At 67.3% G+C, this 25,451-nt stretch carries 19 protein-coding genes; 7 read left to right on the plus strand and 12 right to left on the minus strand.

From position 1 onward, the window contains the following. Positions 1 to 32 precede the first annotated feature (32 nt). A complete protein-coding gene (locus ABD53_RS11510) occupies positions 33 to 956 on the plus strand; it encodes a ribokinase (RefSeq protein WP_047865935.1) in 924 nt (307 codons plus the stop codon). A 17-nt stretch (positions 957 to 973) separates the two neighbouring features. Here ABD53_RS11510 and ABD53_RS11515 read toward each other — a convergent pair whose 3' ends face one another. Continuing rightward, positions 974 to 1,444: an acyl-CoA thioesterase gene (locus ABD53_RS11515; protein WP_047865936.1), complete on the minus strand. Its 471-nt coding sequence runs from the start codon at positions 1,442 to 1,444 to the stop codon at positions 974 to 976. A 211-nt stretch (positions 1,445 to 1,655) separates the two neighbouring features. Between ABD53_RS11515 and ABD53_RS11520 the strand changes: the two genes are divergently transcribed. Together ABD53_RS11520 and ABD53_RS11525 are read left to right on the plus strand one after the other, a co-directional pair. Next, complete coding sequence (locus ABD53_RS11520; protein ID WP_047865937.1) at positions 1,656 to 2,996, plus strand: tetratricopeptide repeat protein; 1,341 nt, start codon at positions 1,656 to 1,658, stop codon at positions 2,994 to 2,996. 14 nt (positions 2,997 to 3,010) lie between these two features. Then, a complete protein-coding gene (locus ABD53_RS11525; RefSeq protein ID WP_047865938.1) occupies positions 3,011 to 3,250 on the plus strand; it encodes a hypothetical protein in 240 nt (79 codons plus the stop codon). A 20-nt stretch (positions 3,251 to 3,270) separates the two neighbouring features. Here ABD53_RS11525 and ABD53_RS11530 read toward each other — a convergent pair whose 3' ends face one another. Genes ABD53_RS11530 through ABD53_RS11545 form a run of 4 tightly spaced genes read right to left on the minus strand, consistent with a single transcriptional unit; the run spans position 3,271 to position 6,240 of the window. Continuing rightward, entirely contained in the window at positions 3,271 to 3,570 is a 300-nt protein-coding gene (locus ABD53_RS11530; protein ID WP_047865939.1) for a hypothetical protein, read from the minus strand. A 17-nt stretch (positions 3,571 to 3,587) separates the two neighbouring features. Then, positions 3,588 to 4,091 carry a GFA family protein gene (locus tag ABD53_RS11535; RefSeq protein WP_047865940.1) on the minus strand — a complete coding sequence of 168 codons (504 nt, stop codon included), beginning with the start codon at positions 4,089 to 4,091 and terminating at the stop codon, positions 3,588 to 3,590. A gap of 35 nt (positions 4,092 to 4,126) precedes the next feature. Further along, positions 4,127 to 5,098 (minus strand): cobalamin-binding protein, encoded by a 972-nt coding sequence (locus ABD53_RS11540; protein ID WP_047865941.1) that lies wholly within the window; start codon positions 5,096 to 5,098, stop codon positions 4,127 to 4,129. 41 nt (positions 5,099 to 5,139) lie between these two features. Continuing rightward, entirely contained in the window at positions 5,140 to 6,240 is a 1,101-nt protein-coding gene (locus ABD53_RS11545) for a site-2 protease family protein (RefSeq protein WP_047865942.1), read from the minus strand. Between the two features lie 86 nt (positions 6,241 to 6,326). Between ABD53_RS11545 and ABD53_RS11550 the strand changes: the two genes are divergently transcribed. Continuing rightward, the gene (locus ABD53_RS11550) at positions 6,327 to 8,117 is read left to right on the plus strand and encodes a bifunctional 3'-5' exonuclease/DNA polymerase (protein ID WP_047865943.1); all 1,791 of its coding nucleotides are present in this window, start codon (positions 6,327 to 6,329) and stop codon (positions 8,115 to 8,117) included. Positions 8,118 to 8,141: 24 nt separating this feature from the next. Then, complete coding sequence (locus ABD53_RS11555) at positions 8,142 to 8,555, plus strand: ACT domain-containing protein (RefSeq protein WP_047865944.1); 414 nt, start codon at positions 8,142 to 8,144, stop codon at positions 8,553 to 8,555. Here ABD53_RS11555 and ABD53_RS11560 read toward each other — a convergent pair. Then, positions 8,552 to 9,718, minus strand: coding sequence for an MFS transporter (locus ABD53_RS11560; protein WP_047865945.1), 1,167 nt, complete (start codon positions 9,716 to 9,718; stop codon positions 8,552 to 8,554). The two genes, ABD53_RS11555 and ABD53_RS11560, sit on opposite strands and share 4 nt — an antisense overlap. Positions 9,719 to 9,759: 41 nt before the next feature. Then, complete coding sequence (locus ABD53_RS17325; RefSeq protein ID WP_160309682.1) at positions 9,760 to 9,930, minus strand: hypothetical protein; 171 nt, start codon at positions 9,928 to 9,930, stop codon at positions 9,760 to 9,762. Between the two features lie 130 nt (positions 9,931 to 10,060). Here ABD53_RS17325 and ABD53_RS11570 point away from each other — a divergent pair, with 130 nt between their 5' ends. Continuing rightward, complete coding sequence (locus ABD53_RS11570) at positions 10,061 to 11,161, plus strand: LacI family DNA-binding transcriptional regulator (protein WP_047865947.1); 1,101 nt, start codon at positions 10,061 to 10,063, stop codon at positions 11,159 to 11,161. A gap of 264 nt (positions 11,162 to 11,425) precedes the next feature. Continuing rightward, positions 11,426 to 13,057: a BCCT family transporter gene (locus ABD53_RS11575; protein WP_053057997.1), complete on the plus strand. Its 1,632-nt coding sequence runs from the start codon at positions 11,426 to 11,428 to the stop codon at positions 13,055 to 13,057. A gap of 104 nt (positions 13,058 to 13,161) precedes the next feature. Here ABD53_RS11575 and treY read toward each other — a convergent pair whose 3' ends face one another. The 5 genes from treY to treS form a co-directional block, all read right to left on the minus strand. Beyond that, positions 13,162 to 16,011: a malto-oligosyltrehalose synthase gene (treY, locus tag ABD53_RS11580; RefSeq protein ID WP_047865948.1), complete on the minus strand. Its 2,850-nt coding sequence runs from the start codon at positions 16,009 to 16,011 to the stop codon at positions 13,162 to 13,164. Positions 16,012 to 16,013: 2 nt separating this feature from the next. Further along, entirely contained in the window at positions 16,014 to 17,837 is a 1,824-nt protein-coding gene (treZ, locus tag ABD53_RS11585) for a malto-oligosyltrehalose trehalohydrolase (RefSeq protein ID WP_047865949.1), read from the minus strand. Continuing rightward, entirely contained in the window at positions 17,834 to 19,984 is a 2,151-nt protein-coding gene (gene glgX, locus ABD53_RS11590; RefSeq protein ID WP_047865950.1) for a glycogen debranching protein GlgX, read from the minus strand. Before glgX ends, treZ begins: the two co-directional genes overlap by 4 nt. 117 nt (positions 19,985 to 20,101) lie before the next feature. Continuing rightward, entirely contained in the window at positions 20,102 to 22,045 is a 1,944-nt protein-coding gene (gene glgB, locus ABD53_RS11595) for a 1,4-alpha-glucan branching protein GlgB (RefSeq protein WP_053057998.1), read from the minus strand. Further along, positions 22,042 to 25,422, minus strand: coding sequence for a maltose alpha-D-glucosyltransferase (gene treS / locus ABD53_RS11600; protein WP_235401566.1), 3,381 nt, complete (start codon positions 25,420 to 25,422; stop codon positions 22,042 to 22,044). Before treS ends, glgB begins: the two co-directional genes overlap by 4 nt. Positions 25,423 to 25,451: the final 29 nt, after the last annotated feature.

Genomic DNA, 25,451 nt, shown 5'->3' on the forward strand with positions numbered 1-25,451 from the left:
CCGCGAGGTTCGTATAAACGAGGAGGCACAGCGTGGCCGGAATCTTCGTAGTTGGCTCCATAAACCAGGACTACGTGTTGCGGCTGGATCGCCGCCCCGGGCCGGGCGAGACGGTTACGGACGCGGAGCTTGAGCTATTCCCCGGAGGCAAGGGGGCAAACCAGGCGGTCGCCGCCGCCCGGCTGCTCGAACCAGACGGCTCGAACAGGGTCTCGATGCTCGGTCGTGTCGGAGGAGACGCGGCCGGACCACGTCTGGTACAGAACCTCGCGGACAACGGCGTGGACACCGCCCACGTAGAGACCATCAGGGGAGAGACCTCGGGCTCGGCCTTCATAACCGTCACGCCGGATGGGGAGAACGCTATCGCGGTCTCCCCCGGGGCGAACCGCCGCTTCGGGCCGGATGAGATAGACGCCGCCAGCGGGGCCCTGCGGGAGGCGTCGGTGCTCGTGGCCCAGATGGAGGTCGAGGCCGGGGCCATACGGCGGGCGGCGGAGATAGTCACCGGGGCCGGAGGCCGGGTGATGCTGAACCTGGCCCCGGCGCGCGAGCTCCCCTCCTCCCTGCTGGCGCTGCTCGACCCGCTGGTGGTCAACGAGCACGAGGCCGCCTTTCTGCTAGGAGACGAGAATGCTCGTACCCCGGAAGGCACGGCGGAGGCACTGCTGGAGCTCGGGCCCCGCTCGGCCGTGATCACGCTCGGCGCGGTGGGCGCGGCGCTCACCTCACCGCACGGCACCGCTGTGTACGCCGCGTCCCGGACGAAACCCGTAGACACCACGGGCGCGGGCGACGCCTTCGCCGGGGCGCTGGCCGCCAGGCTGGCGCAAGGGTATGACCTTCCGGATGCGGTGCCCTACGCCGTAAAGGCCGGGACCGCGGCGGTCGCCAAACCGGGGGCACAGGGGGCGTTGCCCTACCCCGAGGAGCTAGAGGAGCTGGAGACGGGCTAACGGGAGGAAGCTAGCCCTCAACCCTTGCGGTTGAAGTCCTCTTCGGAGCGGCCCTCGAAATCCGCGACGGCGGAGAGGAACCAGTCGGGGCGGGGGCGTATCTCTTCCTCGTCGGGATCGTAGAAGACGAGGGCGGTCGAGGCCTGGGCTGCTACGCGCCCGGTCTCGTAGCTCTCTCCGACCCGGAGCTCGTACTCCATGCCGCACGAGCGGTTCGAGACGTAGGTGATCCGGGCCGCGCCGTGGACCGTGTCGTCCAGGAAGATCGGGGCCTTGTAACGGAGGCTCGCCTCGGCGACCAGGTAACGCACGCCGGGTATGTCGCCGGCTTCGAGGTCCCCGAGGCCCATACCACGTGCAAGCCCCCGCATGTATGCGACCCTGACCGACTCACACAGGGCCAGGTGGACCGCGTTGTTGACGTGACCGTAAGGGTCGAGATCCTGATAGCGAATCGCAAGCCTCTCGGTAATCGGCGGGTTCTCCAAATTCTCACCTGTCTCTAAACGTCTGTAAATGTCTCTGAATCTCGAATGGACCGGACGATTGTATCGTAGGCCTATTCTCGCCGCCTCGCTTCATTGCACTTCACTTCGTTGCGTTTCATTTCATTACGTTCACCGGCATACCGGGCGTGCGCTATGGGCGCAATGAGGCGGGGTGGGCGCGGGTTCCCCATCTGATTTAATCTATGGGGTGATGGAGTACGAGAACCTTCTGGAGCAGGGCGAGACGCTGGCCGGCGAGGGCCTCGTCGAGGATGCCCTCTCCCGCTTCGAGCAGGCTCTGGCGCTGGCCCCGGAGGAGCCGGAGGTCATAGAGGCGGTCGGTCGCGCCTTGCTGGAGCTCGGGCGGCTGGAGGAGGCCGAGGCGAGCTTCGTGGATGCTCTGGATCTCGACCCCGCCTGGCCCGCGCCCCGGCTCGGGCTGGCCGCGGTCTGTACCCGCCGGGAGGAGCCCTTCAAGGTCGTCCACCACCTGGAGCGCGCCATAGAGGCCGACCCGGATGCGGCGGAGACCTACGCCGAGCTCGGCCGCTACTACGGGAATCTGGGTGAGGTGGATCTCGCGCGGGCCACCTTCGAGCGTTGGACGGACTCCCACTCCGAGGACCCGGACATGTTCATAAACGCCGGCCTGACCCTCTTCGACGCCGGGGACTACCCGAACGCCCTGGGATTTTTCGAGGCGGCGCTGGAGACGGCGGCAGACCCGCAGCAGGTCAGCGGTGCCCGCACCTTCCGGGCCAACGCCCTGGACATGCTCGGTAGATACCCCGAGGCCGTCGAGGCCTACGAGGAGGTTATCGAGGCAACCCCGGACTGGTGGGAGGCCCACGCCAACCTCGGCATCTGTCACGCCCGCAACGCGCGCTCGGAGGCCGCCGAATCGGCTCTGAGACGCGGCCTCGCGGAGTGTCCGGGATCGCCCGAGATCCGGGACGAGCTCGCCGCGCATCTGCTATCAGAAAGCCGCAGCGGCGCGGCGCTCCAGGAGGCCCTCTCGCTGGCCGAAGAGGCGGTGGCGCTCGGTAGAGACGAGCCCCGGCACCTGCACACCCTGGCCGAGTCCCGGCTGGCAAACGGCGATACCGACGGGGCCGCCTCCTCCTACCAGAGTGTGCTGGAGCTGGATCCCGCCGACCCCGCAGCCCATCTGGAGCTCGGCCTGATCCAGGAGAGCCTGGGCGCGACGCCGGAGGCCGAGCGGCACTTCATGGAGTCGCTGAAGGGCGACCCGGCCAACCCGCGCGCCCTGTACTCCTACGCCAGCCTCTACTACGCCTCCGAGAACTTCGAGGCCGCCGAGGAGCTACTGATGCGCTCGCTCGCCGCCGAGCCCGGCTACTCGCCCGCCCTCTCCGCGCTCGCCAGCATCCGGGCCCGGGGCGGCGACTACGAGAGCGCCCTGGAGTACATCGAGCGCGCCGTCGAGGCCGGCGAACGCGACGTGGAGCACTTCAAGAGCTCCCAGGAGTTCCTCCCGCTACACGACGACCCCGAGTTCCGGGCGCTGCTGCTGCGCATGGTCGAGGACTAGAAAGGATACAGACGGTGGTTACCGGGGCTGCCATCCTGCTTGGCCTCGTAGGTCTCGCCGTGATCCTCTTCGGCGTGTACGCCATGATCCGGGGCGGCCGTGACGGCAACAACGACAGCGGCGGAGCCTCGGGAGACAGAGGCGGTCTCGGCCCGATCCCCGAGCGCGGCATCCACGTGCTGGCCGGCATCCGGCTCGTTATCTTCGGCCTGGTGTGTCTGGCAGCCGCGGCGTTCGCCCTGTTCCGGTTCTAGCAGAGGCAAACCCCGGCGCGTCAGGGAGCCAGGAAATACTCTATGGCCTGGATCGCCACCGTAGCGAAGGCCACGAAGATGAGCACGCCGGTCACCGCCCTGTCCCCGGAGCCGAGATAGCCCCGGATGGCGAGCAGCACGACGCCGAGGGCGAGGATTATGCTCCCGAAGAATATCTCGTATAGCGCGCCGACCGTGAGCCCGACCGCGAACAGGATCACGATAGCCACGTTCAAGACGAGCTTGGTACCGGGCTTCCCGGGGCTGCCGGGTTCTCTGGAATTCCTGGTGCGCTCGCCTCTGTCCTGGATGCGGCTCACGGCTCCACCCCGAGAACTTACGCGTCGTATAGCCCGTGGCGGCGGTGCCACTCCTCTAGGGACTCATCGGGGAAGCCCTGGAAGTGCCGCTCGCCGCGGGCGGCCTCGCCCTCCGGCACCTCGGCCCACGAGGCGCGGTTCGCGAGCATCATCCTGACCATCTCCGGCGGCTCGGGGAGCGGGGTATCCACCGCCGAGGCAAAGGGGTGCACGAGCTCGGGCCAGCGAGGATCATAGACCCACAGCGCGGTCGCGCACAGCGAGCAGAAGCTCCGGCGCCCCGGGCTAGCTTCGGCGTCACCAGGGTCATCCTCATCGCGCATCAGCGCGTTGTAGACGCCGATATTCTCCCCGCCTTCTACCTCTAGCGTCGAGGAGTCCGCGCCGAGGTTTATGGCGTAGCCGCCCCCTCCATCGGTCTTGCGACAGATGCTGCAGTAGCAGAGCAGATATGGATGGGGCATGGCGCTCTCGACGCTGAACCGAACCGCTCCGCAGTGACACGAGCCCTCTAACAGCATTTGCACCTCCGGCCTGTAAGACTGCTAGAGACTGCTTACCCGGTACGCACGCCGGAAAACCGGGTTACCTGGATCGCCGCCCGCTCGTTTGGCCCCTCGGGTCCTTCCGGGAAAGCCTCCGGGTGCAGGATGCGGGCCAGCGTCTCTACCCCGTCGACGAGCCGGGGCGCGGGCCGGGAGAAGTACGAGCTCGCGTCCACGGCCCACACCTTATTTTCCCTGACCGCCGGTACCCTGCTCCAGCCGGCCGCCTCCTCCAGAATGCGGGCCTCCGTGGCGGCGCGCCCGGCGTCGAAGCCGCAGGGCATCAGCACGACCACCCCCGGCTCGGTCTGCGCGAAGTGCTCCCACGAGATGCGCGCGGATGGCTCTCCGGGGGCCGCGAGCGCGTCCTCGCCACCGGCGGCGCGGACCATCTCCGGGACCCAGTGTCCGCCGGAGAACAGCGGGTCGAGCCACTCCAGGCAGGCCACGCGGGGCCGGGGGAGGCCACGGACACGGTCCTCGACGTCGGCGAGCCTCTGGCGCAGGGAGTCCCGCTCGCGGCGGGCATCGTCTCCGCGTCCGACCGCCTCACCGACGGTAACGACGTCGTCGAGCACCTCGGAGAGCGAGGAGGGGTTCAGGGATATCAGGCGCGGCACCGGGTCCAGGTCGGAGACGCCCCGCTCGACCACGCTCATGGAGACGGCGCACACGTCGCAGACGCCCTGGGTGAGCACGAGGTCCGGTGCGAGCTCGGCGAGCAGGTCGGTCTGCAGCCCGTAGATGCTGCCCTCGTCGGTAAGGGCGCCCGAAGCTCCGGCGGACGATCCGAGACTCGTTACGGCGGCGTCTATCTCGGCGCTCGTCATGCGGGAGGGGTCTATGGGGGTGGTGGTAAGCTTCGGCAGACGCTCCACGCCGGGCGGGTGGTCGCACTCGTGGGTGACCCCGACCAGGTCGTCCCCGGCCCCGACGAGGGCCGCGATCTCTGTGGCTCCGGGCAGAAGCGAAGCTATGCGCACGGCGCTCTCCTTTGTACCTCTACGGTACCTCTACTGTACTTCTACTTCGACGCCTCTCTCAGGAGGCTCGCCTGTCCGACGTCCTCGGTGGTCAGCATCCCGACGAGCTCGCCGTCCCGGAGCACCGGCAGGGCGCGCATCCCGCTCTCCTGTAGCAGGCGCTGGCCGTCCTGGAAGAGGTCGGCCTCGGGCGAGACGGTCGGGTACTCGGTCTTCATCAGGTCGCGGACGGTCAGGAACTTGTCCGAGGAGTGGGCGGCGGACATGATCTCGTTCCGGGTCACTATTCCGACCAGGTTCCCCGACTCGTCCACCACCGGGAAGTCCTCCTGGTAGCCGTGTATGACGGCGTCGAGCACCTGGCCGAAGTTGTGGTACGGCGTGATCGTCTCGGTGCGGCGCTTGGTGCCCATCACGTCGGCGACGGACAGGCCGCGCATCGTCTCGCGCTGGCGCACCATCTGGGCCTCGCCCGAGGCCCCGAAAAAGACGAAGACCGCGATCAGGATCAGCACCGGGTTGAAGAAGATTCCGAGCACGAAGCCGGCCGCGGCGAGCATCTGCCCTACGGTGGCCGAGATGTTCGTCGCCCGGACCGGCCCAAAGCGTATCGCCAGGATTCCCCGCAGCACGCGTCCGCCGTCCATCGGGAACGCCGGTAGCATATTGAAGACCGCGAGAAAGACGTTCAGGGCGCCGAGGTAGAAGAGGATGTGGGATACGGAGCCCACCTGCCCGAAGAGCGGGTTCACGAAGCTCGTGAGATCCAGCCCGAGCAGCACCGCGGGCACCAGAAACAGGGGCGCGAGCACGACGTTTACCAGGGGCCCCGCGACGGCTATCTTTATCTCGTCGCCCGGCTTCTCGGGTATGCTCTTCATGCGCGCCAGCCCGCCTATGGGCAGCAGCGTGATGTCCTGCACGTCTATGCCGAGCCGCTGCGCCACCACGGAGTGACCGAGCTCGTGCAGCAAGACGCACACGAACAGCGCGACGACGATGCCGATAGAGAGCGCGGTGGCCGCCAGGCTCTGTGTGCCCCGGTAGGCCAGGAAGCCTACTATGGCGGGCAGTAGAAAGAACGCCCAGTGGACCTTGAGGTCTATGCCGAAAGCCCGACCTATCTTGAAAGCGTTACCCATACGCCCTGAGTGTACCCCATGCGGCGGGGCCGAAAGTACGCCCGCTCACGCCGGCCACCAGCCCCGGCCCTGCTAGAATCCGGCCCGTGGAGAGCGACACTCAAAATACGCAAGATACACAAAGCGCGCGGGAGACCGGGCCCACGGCCTATACCCTCATAACCGACGCCGCGGGCCTCGAACGTGCGGCGGAAGCCCTGCGCGACGAGGAGTACGTCGGGCTCGACACGGAGACCACGGGCCTCTCACCGCGTGAGGGCCGCGTGCGGCTCCTGCAGCTCGCCTCTCCGCGGCAGACCTTCGTGGCGGATCTCTTCGAGATCGGGGACCTGTCTCCGCTCCGGGAGCTTCTGGAGGGCGGACCGACGAAGGTGTTGCAGAATGCCAAGTTCGACTACGCCTTTCTCTACGCCGAGCACGGCGTCAGGCTCGGCCCGATCTTCGACACCATGCTCGCCGCGCAGCTACTCGGCGGCGGCGACCAGTCGCCGGCGTACTCTCTGGGCGCGCTCGCGGAGCGGTACCTGGGGCGCCAAATCGGCAAGGCCGGACAGACCAGTAACTGGGAGGGTGCCCTCTCGGACGAGCAGCTGGAGTACGCCGCCGCGGACGCCGCCATCCTGCTGCCGCTCGCCGAGCGGCTACGCCGGGACCTCGCGTCCGAGAAGCTCGGCACCGTCTCGAAGATAGAGTTCCAGGCCGTGCCCGCAATCGCCGAGATGGAGCTGGCCGGTATAAAGCTCGATCTCGCCCGCTGGCGCGCCCTCGAAGAGACGGTCCGCGAGCGCCGCGACGAGGCCGCGCTGGCGCTGGACGCCCAGTTCCCCGAGCCGGAGGGCGTGCTGCCGCTGGAGGGGCTCGGCCCCCGGCTGAACCTGAACAGCCCGCAGCAGATCTCGGACGCCTTCAAGTCACTCGGTCTCGACCTGCCGGACACGAACCACTGGACGCTCCTGAAAGTGGATCATCCGGCGGCGAAGCTCCTGCTGGAGTACCGCGAGCTGCAGAAGAAGCTCGGCACCTACCTCCAGACCTACGCCGACTACATCCACCCCGCCACGGGCCGCATCCACCCGAGCTTCCTGCAGTGCCGGGTCCCCACGGGACGGCTGGCCTGCTCGAACCCGAACGTGCAGCAGATCCCGAACGAGGACGAGTTCCGCCGCTGCTTCGTCGCGGAAGACGGCTACACGCTGGTCATCGCGGACTACTCGCAGATAGAGCTCAGGATACTCGCAGAGGTCTCGGAGGACCCCGGCTTCGTAACGGCCTTCCAGAACGGAGACGACCTGCACGGCGTTACGGCGGCGACGATGTTCGGAGTGGATAAGGTAGAGGTTACCAAGGAGCAGCGCACGGCGGCGAAGAGGATCAACTTCGGCCTCGCCTACGGCCGCGGGGCCCGCAGCCTCTCGGCCCAGCTCGGCACGGATGAAGAGAGGGCCCGCACCCTGATAAACGAGTACTTCGCCACCTACGAGCGGGTTCAGCACTACCTCCAGGGCACGGCAAGCCGGGCGCTCAAGGAGCGCACGCTGCGCACGCTCTCCGGGAGGGTGCGAAAGTTCGGGGACGTGTCGAGCCTGGACCGGGAGCGCAAGTCGGCCCTGCGGCGGGAGGCGATGAACTTCCCGATTCAAGGGGCGAGCGCCGACATCGCGAAGCTGGCCCTGATCTACATCAGCCGCGAGCTCGAGGACCTGGACGCCCGCCTCATAAACTCCATCCACGACGAGTTCGTCGTCGAGTGCCGCGAGGACCTCGCCGAAGATGTCTCCCGGAGGATGCGCGACGCGATGACCCGCGCCGGGGCGGTGCTCCTCAAGAAGGTCCCCTCCGAGGTCGAGGTGACCGTCTCGTCCGAGTGGCGCAAGTAGAAGCAAGTAGAAGCGGGTAGGACGGTGAAATCCGGTCCGGGACTTACACTCTCCGCGCTGGATGAAGGCTTCGCGGTCTGCCGGCTGGACGGGGCGTCACGGGTGCCGGAGTGGGTACTCTCCCTGGACTTCTTCTCCGTTACCCGCACGCCGCAGGAGCTCTCCATCGTCGCGCCGGAGGAGGCTTTCGAGCGGGCTCGTCTGCCCGCCGGGGCGAAGGTCGAGGGTGGATGGGCCTGCCTGGCGGTCGCGGGGCCGCTGGACTTCTCGCTCGTCGGGGTCCTCGCCGGGCTCACGGACGCGCTGGCGGCGGCCGGTGTCTCGGTGTTCGCGATCTCGACCTACGACACGGATTATCTGCTGGTCAAAGAGCAAGAGTTGGCGCGGGCCATGGAGGCGCTTTCGGCGGTGGGACACCGCATCACGGCGGAGGGCTAGGTTTTCTTGCCGGTCCGGGCCGCGTTACCCGCGAGGAGGAATATGATAACTCCGGCGGCGACTATGAGGACCAGGGCCCCGCGCAGCCCGAGGAGCTCTGCGACGAAGCCTATGGTGGGCGGTCCGATGAGGAACCCGAAGTAGCCGGTCGAGGACATGGCGGCTATGCCGGCTCCGGCGGACATGCCCGGGGCGCGGGCGGCGGCGGAGAGGGTTATGGGAAAGAGCGTGGCGAGCCCGAGACCGATGCCCACGAAGCCAAAGAGAGCGGGTACCGTGCTGCCCACTAGCAGCACGACCGTGAGACCCGAGGCCGCGAGCGCCCCGCCCAGCCGGAGCATGTTGGAGGCTCCGAGAAGCTCTATGAACCGGTCGCCGGTGAGCCTGCCGACGGCCATCGCGAGCGAGAAGGCGGCGAACCCGGCCGCCGCGAGCCCCGGTCCGCTCCCGATCACGTCCTGCAGGTAGATGGCGCTCCAGTCAGCCATCGCGCCCTCGCTCACGAGTGCACAGAACGCCACCGCGCCGAGCGCCAGGAGCGCCCGGTCCGGCAGCGCGAAGGACGGCCCAGAGCCCTGGGCGTCCGCCCCGGCGGGCAGCAGCCAGCGGGAGGCGACCAGAGCCACTACCCCGAACACAGCCGTCGCTGAGAGAAAGTGCTGGGTCACCCCCACGCCGAGGGCGGCCAGCCCGCCGCCGAGGGCGGCCCCGGCGAGCCCGCCGAAGCTGAACAGGGCGTGGAAAGAGGCCATGATCGAACGCCCGTACCTCATCTCTATGGCGGCGGCCTGGGAGTTCATCGAGACGTCGGTGGAGCCGTTGAAGACGCCGAACAGGAACAGGCTCAGGCCCAGCATCACGGCCCCCGGCGCTATAGCCATCAAGGGCAGTATCAGACAGAACACGAGCGCCGAGAGGAGCGTGGGCGTGCGGCTGCCGTAGCGGGACACGGCCCAGCCGGTGGCCGGCATCGCCACCAGGGCCCCGATAGCCATCGCGAGCAGGGCGAGCCCCAGCACGCCTTCGCCGATGCCGAGCCGGTCCTGCACCTCCGGGATGCGCGAGACCCAGCTACCAAAGACCGCCCCGTTGACGAAGAAGATCGTGGCGACGGAGAGCCTGGCCGCGACGGGCGCCGGGTTTTCAGGTATCGAATAGCTCACTTCAGCCTACTTAGCTCGCTTTCCCGCCTCCTCGGCCCAGGCTACGTCAGATCGCTCCGGGCCGCGAGAGCCACCGAAAGCGCCACGGCCCTATCCCCGAAAAGAGATCCCCCGCCCCCGCCTCCCGGGCCGAGAGCACGATAGCCTCGTATCAGAACGTAGCTCGGTACCAACGCCACCACGGTCTCCACGAATACCGCGAATACCGCCATCACCCCACCTCCCGAACCGCCGTTCTCGTAGTTCCGCAATTCCGCAGCCCGCCCGCGCCTCGTACCCGGCCCCTCCGGGTTGACTGAATCGTTCTAGTCTGTAACGGTTCAGCAGTGTATCATTACGGACATGGGAGTCAATGGTGAGTCCGGCGGCGGGCGGGCGACATTAAAGAAGGTTGCGGGTGTTCTCGGGGTCTCGCCTTCGACGGTATCCAACGCCTATAACAGGCCGGATCAGCTTTCCCCGGAGCTCAGGGAGCGGGTCTTCGAGACGGCGCGGCGGCTGGGATATTCGGGTCCCGATCCGCTCGGCCGGAGTCTGAGGCGGCAGCGGGCGGGTACGATAGGGGTGCTGTACACGGACCGGCTCTCGTACGCGTTCCGGGATCCGGCGGCCGTATTGTTTCTCGAAGGGGTCTCCGAAGCGACCGAGGAGGCGGGGCTGGGACTCCTCCTGATACCCGGCGCGCCCCGGGAGAAGCGCGATACCGAGGCGGTGCGCGAGGCGGCGGTAGACGGCATGATCGTCTTCTGCATGGCAGAGGAGGACCCGCTGCTGGCCGCCGCGCTTGAGCGCCGGCTGCCGGTGGTGCTGGTGGAGCAGCCGCCGGTAGAAGGGCTGCCCGCCGTGGTAATAGACGACGAAGGCGCCTCGAGGGAGGCGGCGGAGCACCTGATCTCACTCGGCCACGAGCGGCTCGCCGTCGCCTCGATGGAGCTCTCCTACCAGCCCGAGGGCGGCCTTGCGGGCGTCGAGCGCCAGCGGGCCGCGACCTACCGGCCCTCCCTGGCGCGCCTGACCGGCTACGAGACGGCGGTAGCGGCGGCTGGGCTCTCCTGGGAGCAGACCCCCGTCTACGAGTGCGTCGGAAACAGCCCGGAGCAAGGCCGCGCCGCCGCGCGGGAGATCCTCGGCCAAACACCACGCCCGACCGCGGTGCTCTGCATGAGCGACCTTTTGGCCGCCGGGGTCATGCAAGAGGCCCGGTCTCAAGGGCTCTCGGTCCCGGAGGAGCTATCGGTGGTCGGCTTCGACGACGTGCCCGAGGCGGCGAGAGCGGAGCCGCCGCTCACGACCGTGAATCAGCCTCACGTCGAGAAAGGCCGTCAGGCCGGACGCGGGCTCGTCTCGCTCCTCGGAGGCGAGCCCGCACCCCGGACGGCCTCCTTGCCGACCCGGCTGGTGGTGCGCTCCTCCACGGCGTCCCCGCCGGGAGGCAACGGCTAGCCTGTAGAGGGCCTGCCCCCGCGATTCGCATAGAGTTACATGGCGGGCGCGGGCAGCATCCGCATTTGCCCCCGCATTTGACATGCGAGCATTAGCCTGTATATTTCTAAAAATGTTTGTGGGTTGCCAGGCTCGCCCCTCCAGGCTGTAGACCGTCCTGTAGAGGCGAAGTGGCCAAGGCGAGATCGCCGTATCCTGATACTGGGAGCATGATAGTCTTCGGCGTTTTCATCCGCAGCCCATGTCGGCTAGGAAAGGATTTTAGTGCGAGAACATTTCAGGCAACACACCAACCCGCCGGTGTTTTTCATCTCGGCGGCGATAGTTCTGGCCTTCGTCTTGTGGGGCGTGTTCGCCGCCGGTAGCCTGGGCTCGGTCGCGGACACCGTGTTCGCCTGGATCGGTGAGTACGCCGGCTGGTGGTACATACTCGCCGCGAGCTTCTTCGTTATCGTCGTATTTACCATAATGCTGAGCCGCTGGGGCAGGATCAAGCTCGGCCCCGACGACGCCCGGCCGGAGTTCGGTACGCTGGCGTGGTTCTCGATGCTGTTTACCGCCGGGATGGGCATAGGTCTCGTGTTCTACAGCGTCAACGAGCCCGCCACCCACTTCCAGTCGCCCTCGATCCTGCAGAGCCAGACCGGCAGCGCCGACGCCTCCATAGAGGCGCTCAAGTACACCTTCTTCCACTGGGGCATCCATCCCTGGGCGATCTACGTGATACTGGGAGCGGCGCTCGGCTACTTCGCCTTCAGACGAGGCCTGCCGCTTAGGCCCGCCTCGGCGCTGTATCCCCTGATCGGGGACAGGATCTACGGTCCCATAGGCAACGTCATAGACATCGTGGCCGTCTTCGGGACCCTGTTCGGCATCGCTACCTCGCTCGGGTTCGGCTCGGGCCAGATCGCCACCGGGCTCAACCTGACCTTCGGGACCCCGGACACCGCCTGGATGCAGATCCTGGTGATCGGGATACTGACCCTGATCGCCGTCACCTCCGTGATGCTCGGCATAGACAAGGGCATCCGCAGACTGAGCCTGTTCAACCTCGGCGGGGCGGTGCTCATGGCCCTCGTGGTCCTGGTGGTCGGCCCGACGCTGGTCATAATGCAGTACTTCGCCGGCGGTATCGGTAACTACCTCCAGACCCTGCCCCAGACCAGCTTCCAGATGTTCTTCGGCAACGAGGCGGCCCAGACCTGGCAGCAGGGCTGGACCATCTTCTACTGGGGCTGGTGGATCTCCTGGTCCCCGTTCGTCGGGATGTTCATGGCCCGCATCTCCTACGGCATCACTCTGCGCAAGTTCATTGGCGGCGCGATACTGGCCCCGACGCTGGCCTCGATGTTCTGGTTCTCCATCTTCGGTGGCGGCGGCCTGTACTACATCCTGCAGGGCAACGAGGCTATCGCAAACGCCGACAGCACCTCCGCGCTGTTCACGTTCATAGAGGCCCTGCCGATAGCCGGGGTCCTTGCGACCCTGCTCTCGCTGCTCTCTATCGTCGTCGTGGCCGTGTTCTTCGCGACCTCCTCGGACTCCGGCTCACTGGTCGTGGACATACTGACCAACGGCGGAGACCCGAACCCGGACTGGAAGCAGCGGCTGTTCTGGGCCGTTACCGAGGGCGCCATCGCCGCGATACTGCTCGTCGCCGGCAACGCCGCCGGGGGCGACCCGCTCGGCGCGCTACAGACCACCGCCGTGGCCGCGGGCCTGCCGTTCTCGTTCGTGCTCGTGTTCGTGTGCTGGGGACTGCTGAAGGCCCTCAGCGAGGAGCCCGCATCCGGCTCCGCCGCCCGGACGCCGGAGCCGAGCCAGCCCGCCACCCGCCCGAGCGACGGCTACGTAAGCCAGCCGGACTCCGCCTCCCCCCAGAAGGTATACAGATAAGGAAGATAGGGGCCGGAACCGGTTAGCCGGCTCTCACGTAGCGCACGCAGCTCACGTAGCGAGGGGTGATCCATCCACGGGTCGCCCCTCGCTGCTTATGTGGATCAGGCCTTACCGGAGTAGAGCAGGGCCACCGGGAAGCTCGCGAAGGTCTCCACCAGATCCAGACGCCCTTCTTCCGGGCTCCGGAGAGTCTCGTCCGTCAGCACGTTGCGGACCGGCGCGGGGAGGCCAGAGGGCATCTCGACGCCGGTTCCTCTCCACAGTGTCGGATCGGGCAGCAGTCCGGACTCCGGCGCGAGCGGCGCGTAGAGTCTCGGGACGACCGTGATCGCCGCCTCGTCGCCGAGTCTGCGGGCGTAGGCGAATACGTGATCCGCCATCGGTCCGGTAACCTCCAGCGGCAGGTACTCGCTGTCCTGGAAAAGCTCCTCCCGCTCCCGGCGCAGCGTAAGCGCGCAACGCGTCAGATGGAGCTTGGGCGAGCCGTCACGCCAGCCTCCGGTCCCGGCCAGCGAGCGCGCCGTGCCGGGTCCGTCCGCCGCGAATCGCTCCCGAAGGTCCTCCAGCATCCGGGCTCGCAGCGCGTAGTCCACCGGGCGGCGGTTGTCGGGATCAACGAGCGAGAGGTCCCAGAGGTCGTTGCCCTGGTACACGTCCGGCACGCCGGGCGCGGTTAGCTTGACGAGCGTCTGAGACAGGCTGTTTAGCGCGCCGACCCGCGACACCCTCCCGGCGAACGGCAGGAACTCGGACATGAAGGCGCTATCCGGCTGCAGCAGGGCGCCTACGAATCCGGAAAGAGCCTCTTCGTACTCCTCGTCCGCGTTGGTCCAGCTCGTGCGGACCCCGGCCTCGCGCACCGCCTTTAGCATGTAGCCCTCGATGCGCTCCCGGAACGACTCCAGATCCTCGCCCTCCGGGTTCTCGAACGGCCAGGCGCCGAGCAGGGTCTGGTACAGGAGGTACTCGTCGTTGCGACTCGGGGCGACGCCGCGCTCCGTCCGGCGGCGGTGGGCCCTGTTTGTCCGGCCCCACCGCCCCAGCATCCCGCGCCACTCCCCGGGCATCTCCGAGAGCGCGTCTATCCGTACCCGCACGTCCTCTCCGCGCTTGGTGTCGTGGGTGGACGTCGAGAGCATAGCGTGGGGCCACTCCCGCGCCCTGTAGGAGTTCTCCTGGTGCATCTCGCCTATCGACACCCCGAACCGCTCGGGCTCGCCGCCGACCTCGTTCAGGGACGAGAGCCGGTTGAAGACGTACAGAGCCGTGTCCTCCATGCCCTTTGCCATGACCGGCCCGGTATACTGCTGCAACCGCATCACGAAGCCCGGGGCCGCGGGAGACTCTTCCTCGCCCAGCAGCACGCCCCGGATAAAGCCGAAGGAGCTCTTGTCGGCGGCTTGGCTCCGTCTCTCGGCGGCCCCGACCGCCCACTCCACGTGCCGCCGGTCGTCCTCGGAGATCCTACCCTCCCGGATGTACGTCCGGTACACCGGGAAGGCCGCCACGACCTCTGCGAGCGCCTCGCGCAGCGCGTCTATGGTGAAGTCGTAGCGGCGGCCGGGCGTCTCAGAAGCCTCCTCCACCCCTTCGGAGATGGTAAGCAGCCGCCGGGAGAGGACGTTGAGCTCGCTGGCGAGCTCCGTGCGCATGGCCTCGCGCTTGCTCCGGTACAGCACCTCCTCGAAAGAGAGGCCGTCCGGGTAATCTTCCCCGAGGAAGCGGCGGTAGGCGCGGTCCAGCCCGTCCCCGCCCGCCGGGTCCACAAAGAGCCCGTTCAGCCGCTCGGCGAACTCGTAGCCCGTGGTGCCGGCCACCGTCCAGTCCTCCGGCAGCCGCTCGTGGCCGGCCAGGATCTTCTCCACCAAAAGGTAAACGGGCTGCTCTCCGCTTTCTCCCAGCGCCTCCCCCGCCGCTTTTTGCAGCCGCTCCAAATACCCTTCCGGATCGTAGAGCCCGTCTATGTGATCTATGCGCAGACCGTGTATCTCACCCCGGCGCACCAGATCCAGGGCGAGTTTGTGTATCGCGTCAAAGACACGCTCGTCCTCGACCCGGACGCCGGCGAGGTCGTCTATGCTGAAGAACCTCCGGTAGTTGATCTCATCCGACGAGACGCGCCAGTACGAGAGCCGATAGGCCTGCTCCTCCAGTAGCTCGTGTAGCGACTCTTTCTCCGTGTTCAGTAGCTCGACCCGATCCCGCACGTGGCGCGCCGCCTCGTGGGACTCCGCGTACAGGCGGGCCAGGCGCTCACGGTGGATGCGGGCGTCGCGGGCGCGCTCCTCTACGGCTTCGGGGCTCGTGTCCTCGCGGGGAGGCAGGTTTCCGAAGGCGGTCGCGAGGCTCGCGAGCTCGCCGCCGGCCTCACCCTCCATCTCCGAGACGTCTCCGAGCAAGAGCGGGTAGGTCCCCGGGTCGAGCGGGCAGCGGTGCTCGTAGTACCGGACGGAGAACGAGCCCGATTCGGGGTCGAGCTCCAGGACGAGCTCGCCGCCTTCCAGGATGCTCCGGTAGTGGTCCCCGAGCACCGGCAACAGCACCCGGCCGTACAGCCCTCGGCGGTTGGCCGGGTACCAGTCTATGTCGAAGAAGTGGGCGTAGGGCGAGGCCGGGCCGTTTTCGAGCACGTCGAGCCAGCGGTGATTGTCCGGGCCGATGCCCATGTGGTTCGGGACGAAGTCCAGGATCTGGCCCATCCCGCGCTCCGAAAGCGCGTCCACGAGCCGCGCATAGCCCTCCACGCCGCCGACCTCGGGGTCCAGCTCGTTGTGGTCCACCACGTCGTAGCCGTGGCTGCTGCCCTCCCGCGAGCGGGTGTACGGCGAGGAGTAGAGGTGGCTCACGCCCAAGGAGTCCAGATACGGCACGATCCCGGCCGCATCCGAGAAGGTGAAGTCGCCGTTTAGCTGTACTCGATAGGTGGCGCGCGGTATACGCAGACTCCGCAAGGCTAGCCCTCCTCCAGACGCCAGCCGGCGTACCAGGCGGGCAACTCATCCTCCGTCGCCTCCGGGTGCGTGGAGAACACGGCCCGCCCCAGGGACTCGGGCTCGGCCAGCCGCAGCGGCTCGTCCGAGAGGTTGGCGACGAGCGCGAGGCGGGAGCCATCACCCAGGGTCCGGCGCACCGCGAGGCCGCGCTCCCCGAGTAGCCGGTACTCTCCGCCGCCGGAGGTGCCCGCTAGCCGGGGGACTATGACCTCCTTGCGGAGCCTCAACAGACCCCGGTAGAGGTTCAGCCACCCTCGGTGCTTGTCCTCTTCTAGCTCGCTCCAGTCAAGCTTGGAGCGCAAGAAGGTCTCCTCTGCGGCCGGGTCGGGGATGCGCTCGCGGATGGCGGGGTCGGCGAACTCGGGGAAGGTAGAGAACTCCCCGCGGCGGCCCTCGGTAACCAGCGGGGCCAGGCCGGGCTCGAAGTCGCAGAAAAACAGGAACGGGGATGATGCGGCCCACTCCTCGCCCATGTACAACATGGGTATCTGGGGAGCGAGGAGGTAGATGGCCGCTACAGCCCGCGCCGCCTCAGGCTTCGCCAGGTGCGCCAGACGCTCGCCGAAGGCGCGGTTGCCGATCTGGTCGTGGTTCTGGGAGAAGGCGACGAACGAGGTCGGCGCGAGGCCGGCGCTCGGCTCTCCGCGAGGCGCTCCACCCCGGAACGAGGACGGCTCGCCCTGGAAGGCGAAGCCCTCGGCTAGACAACGCCCGAGGCTGTTTATCGGGTTCGGGTACTCGGCGTAGTAGCCGCCGCTCTCGCCGGTCGCGGCACGGTGCAGCGAGTGGTGCAGGTCGTCGTTCCACTGTGCGTCGTGGCCGGGGCCGCCGCCGTCCACCCCGTGGCCGCGCAGGAGGGAGGCGGCGTTGTCGTCGTTCTCCAATACGAGGTGCACGTGACGCCCGCGGCCCGGACCCTGCTTTACCCGCTCGGCCAGCTCGCGCGGGAAGTGTTTATCGGAGTCGTCGTGGATCTCCTGCACCGCATCCAGGCGCAGGCCGTCCAGATGATACTCCTCCAGCCAGTACAGCGCGTTGTGGACGAAGAGCTCGCGCACCCACCGCGATCCCTCGTCGTCGAAGTTTATGGCCGCGCCCCACGGCGTCTGGTGGCGGTCGGTGAAGAGCTGCGGCGCGTACAGCCCGATGTAGTTCCCCTCAGGCCCGAAGTGGTTGTACACCACGTCCATGAACACCATCAGCCCCCGCTCGTGCGCGGCCTGCACGAGACTTTTCAGGTCCTCGGGGCGTCCGTAGCCCGAGTCCGGGGCGAACGGCAGCACGCCGTCGTAGCCCCAGTTGCGGCCGCCGGGGAAGTCGGCGACGGGCATCAGCTCTATCCCGGTAATGCCGAGCTGCATAAGATAATCCAGCCGCCCCTCGACCCCGGCGAAGGTCCCCTCCGGCGAAAAGGTGCCGACGTGGAGCTCGTACAGCACGGCCTCCTCCCAGGGTTTGCCCTGCCAGCCCCCGTCTTCCCACTCGAAGCCCTCCGGGTCCACGACCTCGCTCGGGCCGTGGACGTCCCCGGGTTGGTAGCGGGAGGCCGGGTCGGGGACCTCGTGCCCGCCATCCGCGGACGCGACCCGGTAGTTGTACCGGTCGCCCGGGAGGGCGAGGCTCGTGGTTAGCGTGTACAGCCCGTCTTCTCCACGGCTCATGGGCAGCGTCTCACCGCCCTCCAGCGCGAGCTCCACGCCGTCGGCGGCGGGGGCCCAGAGCGCGAAGCGGACGCCTTCCTCCCCGACCTCGGCCCCGAACGGCATCTCGTGGCGGCGTCTCATTCGGCCTCCACGGGACCGGGGCTACAGAGCACGGCTAGGGAGCGGGCCCGTAGCGGATACTCCATCCCGGGCTTGAAGCGTTCCCCGTCGGGCCCGCCGCCGGGGAGGCTCGTGTCTATCAGGGTCTCCCAGCGTCCCTCCACCGAGAGCGGCGGCAGGCTGAAGGGGACCTCCTCGTGGTGGGCGTTGAACAGCAGCAGGAAGTCGTCGTCGGGCTCCGGGCGGCCATAGGCCGAGAGCTCCTCCCCGGCCGCGCCCGAGATCCGCAGGCCCAGCGAGCGCGCGTGGCCCGACTCCCACTCCTCAACGCTCATCTCCTCGCCGGCGGGGGTAAGCCAGATCACGTCCTTCACCCCGACGCCCTCCAGGATGCGGCCCCGGAAAAAGCGCCGCCGCCGGAATACAGGATGATCCTGGCGCAGCTTTATAATGCGGCGCACGAAGCCCAAAAGCTCCCGCTGCTCGTCGGAGAGGTCCCACTCCTGCCAGCTAATCTCGTTGTCCTGGCAGTAGGCGTTGTTGTTACCGTACTGGGTGCGGCCGACCTCGTCGCCGTGGAGCAACATCGGCACGCCCTGGGACAGCAGGAGCGTCGCCAGAAAGTTGCGCTGCTGCCGGGCGCGCAGCGCGAGCACCTCCGGGTCGTCGGTCGGGCCCTCGACGCCGCAGTTCCAGCTCCGGTTCTCGTCGTCGCCGTCTTCCCCGTTCTCGCCGTTCTCCTCGTTATGCTTCTCGTTGTAGGAGACCAGATCACGCAGGGTGAACCCGTCGTGGGCGGTTACGAAGTTGACACTGGCCCGCGGGCCGCGGCTCGCCGGGGCGTAGAGATCACTCGACCCGGTCAGACGCGAGGCGAGCTCCCCGACGAGGCCACCCTCGCCCTGCCAGTAGGCGCGAACCTCGTCGCGGTACTTGCCGTTCCACTCGGAGAACGGGAAGGGGAACCCGCCGACCCGGTAGCCGCCGGGGCCGACGTCCCAGGGCTCGGCGATCAGCTTGGTCCGGGCCAGGACCGGATCCTGCAATATGGCGTCGAAGAAGCCGCCGTGCGGGTCGAACTCGTCGTGTTCACGGCCCAGAGTAGTAGCCAGGTCGAAGCGGAAGCCGTCTACCCGCATCTCCTCGACCCAGTAACGCAGCGAATCCATCACCATTTGCAACACTCGCGGGTGGGTAGTGTCGAGGGTGTTTCCGGTGCCGGTGAAGTCCATGTAGTGGCGCGGGTCGCCGGGGACGAGCCGGTAGTAGGAGGCGTTATCCACACCCTTGAAGGAGAGGGTCGGGCCGAGGTGGTTGCCCTCGGCGGTGTGGTTGTAGACGACGTCCAGGATCACCTCCAGCCCAACCGAATGCAGCCTCCTCACCATGCGCTTGAACTCCCCGACAGCGCCCTCCGGAGTGGGGTCCGAGGCGTAGCGGGGCTCGGGGGCGAAGAACCCGAGGGTGTTGTAGCCCCAGTAGTTTCTAAGGCCGCTCTTCACCAGCCGCTCGTCCTGCACGAAGGCGTGGACGGGCAGCAGCTCCACGGCGGTGACGCCCAGAGACGTGAGATAGCCCAGGGAGGCGTCGGAGGCGAGCCCGGCGTAGGTGCCGCGCTGCTCCTCAGGCACGTCCGGGTGCAGGCGGGTGAAGCCCTTGACGTGGGCCTCGTAGATCACGGTCTCGTTCCACGGGGTCCGGGGCTTGCGGTCCCCGCCCCAGGTAAAGGCGTCGTCCACCACGACGCTCTTTGGCATTCCCCGGGCGTTGTCGCGGTTGTCTATGCGGGTATCGTCGCCGTCTTTGTAGCCGAAGTGGGGCCGGCTCCAGTCTATGCCGCCGGAGGTGGCCTTCGCATAGGGGTCTATGAGGAGCTTCTTGGGGTTGAAGCGGTGGCCGCTCCGGGGATCGTATGGGCCGTGTACCCGGTAGCCGTAGAGCTGGCCGGGCCGGACGCCCGGCAGGTAACGGTGCCACACGCCGTCGGTGCGCTCGGTGAGCGGGATGCCGTCGGTCCTCTTGCCGGAGGCGTCGTACAGGCAGAGCTCGACCCTCTCTGCGTTCCCGGAGAACAGGGCGAAGTTCACGCCTTCGCCGTCCCAGGTCGCGCCGAGGGGATAGGGCTCACCGGGGCGGGGGGCCGGTACACGCACGGGGCTCTCGGCCATCAGCCCTCTTCCAGCTTTTCGTTCACGGGAGACCCTTCTAACACGTACGACCTTTCTCTAATTTCTCTAATGGTTCTAAAGGTGATCCGGCCGCCAGCGCTTACCGGGGCTCCGGTCTTACGCCGGGCGCCGGTCCCCTGTACCCGACGGCTTGAGAAACAACGCCCCGAGCGGCGGCAGCGTCAGGGAGAGCGAGTAGGGCCGCCCGTGGGCGGGCTCCTCTTCGGCCTCTACGGAGCCGCCGTTACCCACGTCCGAGCCGCCGTAGAGGCGGGCGTCGGTGTTCAGCGTCTCGCGGTACGCCCCTGCGAGCGGTACCCCGATCCTGTACCCCTCTCTAACGACGGGGGTAAAGTTACAGACGGCTATTATGGAGTCTTCCGGTCTGCCGCTCCGGGCGTGGCGCAGGAAGGCTACCACGCTGCGCGCGCGGTCGTCGCCCTCGATCCACTCGAACCCGCCGGGCTCGTGGTCCACCTCGTGAAGCGCCCTCTCGCCCCGGTAGACGGTGTTCAGGTCGCGCACGAGACGCTGCATCCCGGCGTGGGCGGGATCTTCTTCGAGGATCCACTCGAGCTGGGCGTCGTGGTTCCACTCGGAGGGCTGGGCGAGCTCGTCGCCCATGAACAGGAGCTTCTTGCCCGGGTGGGAGTACATGAACCCGTAGTACACCCGCAGATTCGCCAGACGCTGCCACTGGTCGCCGGGCATCTTGTTTATGAGGGAGCCCTTGCCGTGGACGACCTCGTCGTGGGAGAGCGGCAACACGAAGTTCTCCGAGAATGCGTAGTGCAGGCTGAAGGTCAGCTCGTCGTGGTGGTGGGAGCGGTCTATGGGGTCCAGGCTCATGTACTGCAAGGTGTCGTGCATCCAGCCCATGTTCCACTTGTAGCCGAAGCCCAGACCCCCAGCGTAGACCGGGGCGGAGACCATCGGCCAGGAGGTTGACTCCTCGGCGATGGTGGTTACCCCGGGCTCCTCGGCGTGGACGAGCTCGTTCATCTTCTTGAGGAAGGCGACCGACTCCAGGTTCTCGTTGCCGCCGTACTCGTTGGGGAGCCACTGGCCCTCCTCGCGAGAGTAGTCCAGGTAAAGCATGGAGGCGACGGCGTCCACCCGCAGGGCGTCCACGTGGTACTCGCGCAGCCAGAACAGGGCGTTCGACAGGAGGTAGTTGGAGACCTCGTTGCGGCCCAGGTTGAAGATCAGGGTATTCCAGTCCGGGTGGTAGCCGCGCCGGGGGTCCTCGTGCTCGTACAGCGCGGTGCCGTCGAAGCGGGCCAGGCCGTGCTCGTCGGAGGGGAAGTGCGCGGGGACCCAGTCTATTACCACCGCGATCCCGGCCCGGTGGAGGCTGTCCACGAGATACTTGAAGTCGTCCGGGCCGCCGAAGCGGCTGGTCGGGGCGTAGAGCCCGAGCGGCTGGTATCCCCACGAGCCGCCAAAGGGATGCTCCGTCGGCGGCAGGAACTCCACGTGGGTGTAGCCCATGTCCGCGACGTAGGACACCAGCTCCTCGGCGAGCCTACGATAGTTGTACGGGTCGCCATTTTCGTCGTGGCGCCAGGAGCCGAGGTGTACCTCGTAGGTCGTCATAGGCCCCGTGTGGGAGTTCGCCTCACCACTAGCGCGCGGCCCCTGCATCCAGTCGGAGTCGGTCCACTCGTAGCGGTCGAGGTCGTGGACGGTGGAGGCGAAGCCGGGGTACTGCTCGGAGTAGAAGGAGAACGGGTCGGCCCTGAGACGGGTCGCGCCGTCGGCGCCGGTGATCTCGTACTTGTAGGTCTCACCCTCTCCGACTCCGGGGACGAAGGCCTCCCACACCCCGCCGTCGTGGCGGCGCATGGGGTGCGCGCTGCCGTCCCGATCGCCCCAGCCGTTGAAGCTCCCGATGACGGCAACCTCACGGGCATTCGGGGCCCAGACGGCAAAGCGGATACCGGGCGTGCCCCCTTCCTCCGCCGGATGCGCGCCGAGCAGGCGGTAGAGCTCCCGGTGCTCGCCTCTGTGGAAGAGTCGGAGATCCTGTCCTGAGAGCCGGGTCTGCGGGGTATCTTTCACTCGGTTTCCTCCAGTTGGTAAGCGTCGAGTAGCTCCAGTATCCCGCGTATGGGGAGGCCGACCCAGTCCGGGCGGTTGCCCATCTCGTAGCGGACCTCGTATAGCGCCTTCTCCAGGGTAAACAGCTCTATGAGGAGGCGGGCGGTCTCCGGGTCTTCGGGGTACGACGCGGAGCCGGAGGCCCTCTCGTCGTAGCCGGCGAGGAACTCCTCGCGCACCCGCCGCTCCCAGAGCGCGGCCCAGGAGGATAGCTCGTCGAAGTTGTCCATGCGCTCCAGGCTTACGTCGGTCAGTGCGGAGCGGGCGGCGTAGTTGAAGGAGCGCAGCATCCCGGCCACGTCGCGCAGGGGGGAGTGCTTGCGGCGACGCTCCTCCAGCGGACGGTCGGGCTCGCCCTCGAAGTCTATGATCTGAAAGTCGTTGTTGGAGACGAGCACCTGTCCGAGATGGTAGTCGCCGTGGTAGCGGGTCTTTACCAGATCCAGGCTGTCCAGCCGGACCCGGCGTATCCGTTCCTCAAGCTCCTCCCGCCTGTGTAGCAACCGGTCTGCGTCGGGGAGCACGGCGTCGGGGAGCCGCGGGCGGCTCTTCTGTAAGAGGTCCACGGTGTCTCCGAGCTCCCCTATGACGGACTCCACCCAGCCTGCGGCCTCGCCGGGCGCGAGCGGCTCCGGCGAGAAGGCCGGGTCGTCGGTCGGGGAGGCGAAGGCGGCGTGCAGCTCGCCGGTTCGCCGACCCAGGGTGCGCATCAGCCCGAGGAAAAAGGTGTCCAGGGTCTCCGTCTCGGGCCCGATGGCGACTTCTCCGGCGGCTTCGTCCGGGCTCCAGGTGGTTACGAGGGCGTCCTCCAGGTAGCGCGAGAGGAAGTCCAGGGCGTAGGTCCAGCCGTCGCCCTGGTTGAGGGCGAAGCCCTGGAGTACGGCGAGCGTGGCGGTCTCGCCGTCTGGAGCCGCGTACTCCACGGCCCCGGCTATCGGGGGGGTGTTCTCAAAGCCGGTCTCCTCGGTGAGGTAGCGTCCTATCTCGAGGTCCGGGTTTACGCCCCACTGTAGCCTCCGGTACGCCTTGAGGACGGCCTTCTCGTCCAGGATCACGGAGGTGTTGGTCTGCTCGCCGACGCGCCGGACGCCGAGCTCGCGCCCCTCGTCCTCCGCCAGCTCGGGCAGCACGTCCTCGAAGGAGCCGGTGCGGGTGAAGCTGACGACACCGTCTCCCAGCTCTCCCTCTGACTCCCGGCCAATAGTCTGGACCATGCCGTGACAGAAGCGGTCGTCGGCCATCGCGTCATAAAGCACGCCGACGCTCGACCTGCGGCGGAGCTTGGCCAGCGTGTAGGGCCTGAGCGTGGAGAGCGCGTCGTCGCCGTCCTCCCAGACGGCGGAGAGTGGAACGAAGTAGTGCTGCGCCACGCCTCCGGACCTTACCTCCAGCAACATGAGCGCCCACCGGCCCGAACCCTCGGGGCCCGGCATCCCGGCGCGGGCCAGGACTTTTACGGACTCGATCTCCCGCGCCTTCTCCGCGAACCAGCGCCGGGCTCCGAGAAACCCTGGCAACGCCTCTCTTTCGAACTGCTCTACGTGGCGGCCCTGAAGGCGCAGAGCCGGACGATCTCCTCCGGTCCCGGCGTCGGCCGAGAGCACCAGCACCGGGGGCTCGGGGATGTCGGGCATCTCCAGGTGCCAGGGAGGGGCCTCGGCATCCTTGTCCAGGGCGAACCAGTAGAAGCTGCGCCCCGGCAGGGTGAGCATGTAAGGTATCGTCCCGAGATTCGGGAAGTTGGCCCCACCGATCAGCTCCACCGGCACCCGGCCCGCGAAACGCGAGAGATCGAGCTCCACCGGCTGAGCCGACCGCGAGAGGTTAGCCACGCAAAGAATCGCCTCGCCGTCGTACTCGCGCAGGTAGGCGAGCACCTTGCGGTTGCCCGGGTGCAGGAACTCCAGCGTGCCCCGCCCGAAGGCTTTGTGAGCTTTACGCACGGCAATGATACGCCGCATCCAGTTAAGGAGGGAGTTGGGGCTCTTTGACTGGGACTCGACGTTTACGGACTGGTAGCCGTAGACCGGGTCCATGACGGGCGGCAGGTACATGCGGGCGGGCTCGGCGCGGGAGAACCCGGCGTTGCGGTCGGAGGTCCACTGCATGGGGGTGCGGACGGCGTCGCGGTCGCCAAGGAAGACGTTGTCGCCCATCCCGATCTCGTCGCCGTAGTAGATGATCGGGGTTCCGGGCATGGAGAAGAGGATGCTGTTCAGTAGCTCCATGCTCGGGCGGTCATTCTGCATCAGGGTCGCGAGGCGGCGGCGGATGCCGAGGTTTATGCGCATCTGGGGATCTGAGGCGTAGGTCTCGTACATGTAGTCCCGCTCGCGGTCGGTGACCATCTCCAGGGTGAGCTCGTCGTGGTTGCGGAGGAAGATCGCCCACTGCGACTCCTCCGGTATGGCGGGGGTCTGGGACATGATCTCGACTATGGGATGCCGGTCCTCCTGGGCCACGGCCATGTAGATTCGGGGCATGAGCGGGAAGTGGAACGCCATGTGGCACTCGTCTCCGCCCTTCTCGAAGTCCCCAAAATACGGCAGCACGTCCTCGGGCCACTGGTTGGCCTCCGCGAGGAAGAAGCGGTCCTCGTACTGGGCGTCCATCTCGGCCCGCATCTTCTTGAGCACCTCGTGGGTCTCGGGCAGGTTCTCGCCCTCCGTACCCTCGCGCTCGATGAGATAGGGGATGGCGTCGAGGCGTAGCCCGTCCACCCCGGCGTCGAGCCAGAAGCGCATCACGTTCATTATGGACTTGAAGACCTGCGGGTTATCGTGATTGAGGTCCGGCTGGTGACTGAAGAACCGGTGCCAGTAGTACTGCTGGGCCACCGGGTCCCAGGTCCAGTTGGAGTTCTCGGTGTCGGTGAAGATGATGCGGGCGTCCTGGTACTTGTCGGGCGTGTCGGACCACACGTAGTAGTTGCGCCGGGCGGAGCCTTTCGGGGCGTTGCGGGCCTTCTGGAACCAGGGGTGCTGGTCGGAGGTGTGGTTGATGACCAGCTCGGTTATGACCTTCAGGCCGAGCTCGTGCGCCTTGCGGACGAACTGCCGGAAGTCTCGCTTGGTGCCGTAGTCGGCGTGGACGTTCTTGTACTCGGCGATGTCGTAGCCGTCGTCGCGCAAAGGCGAGGGGTAGTACGGCATGATCCAGATCGCCGTCGCCCCGAGGTCCTTTATGTACTCCAGGCGCTGGGTAAGGCCCTTGAAGTCGCCTATACCGTTGTTATCCGAGTCGAAGAACGCCTTGACGTGCAGATGGTAGATAATGGCGTCCTTGTACCATTGCGGGTCCCCCTCGTGGCCCGCTCCCCGGCTCACCTCTTGGCTCACCAGCTCACCTCGTTTCCGATACTCGTTAC

Origin of the sequence: Rubrobacter aplysinae (assembly GCF_001029505.1) — a bacterium.
Taxonomy (GTDB): Bacteria; Actinomycetota; Rubrobacteria; order Rubrobacterales; family Rubrobacteraceae; genus Rubrobacter_A; species Rubrobacter_A aplysinae.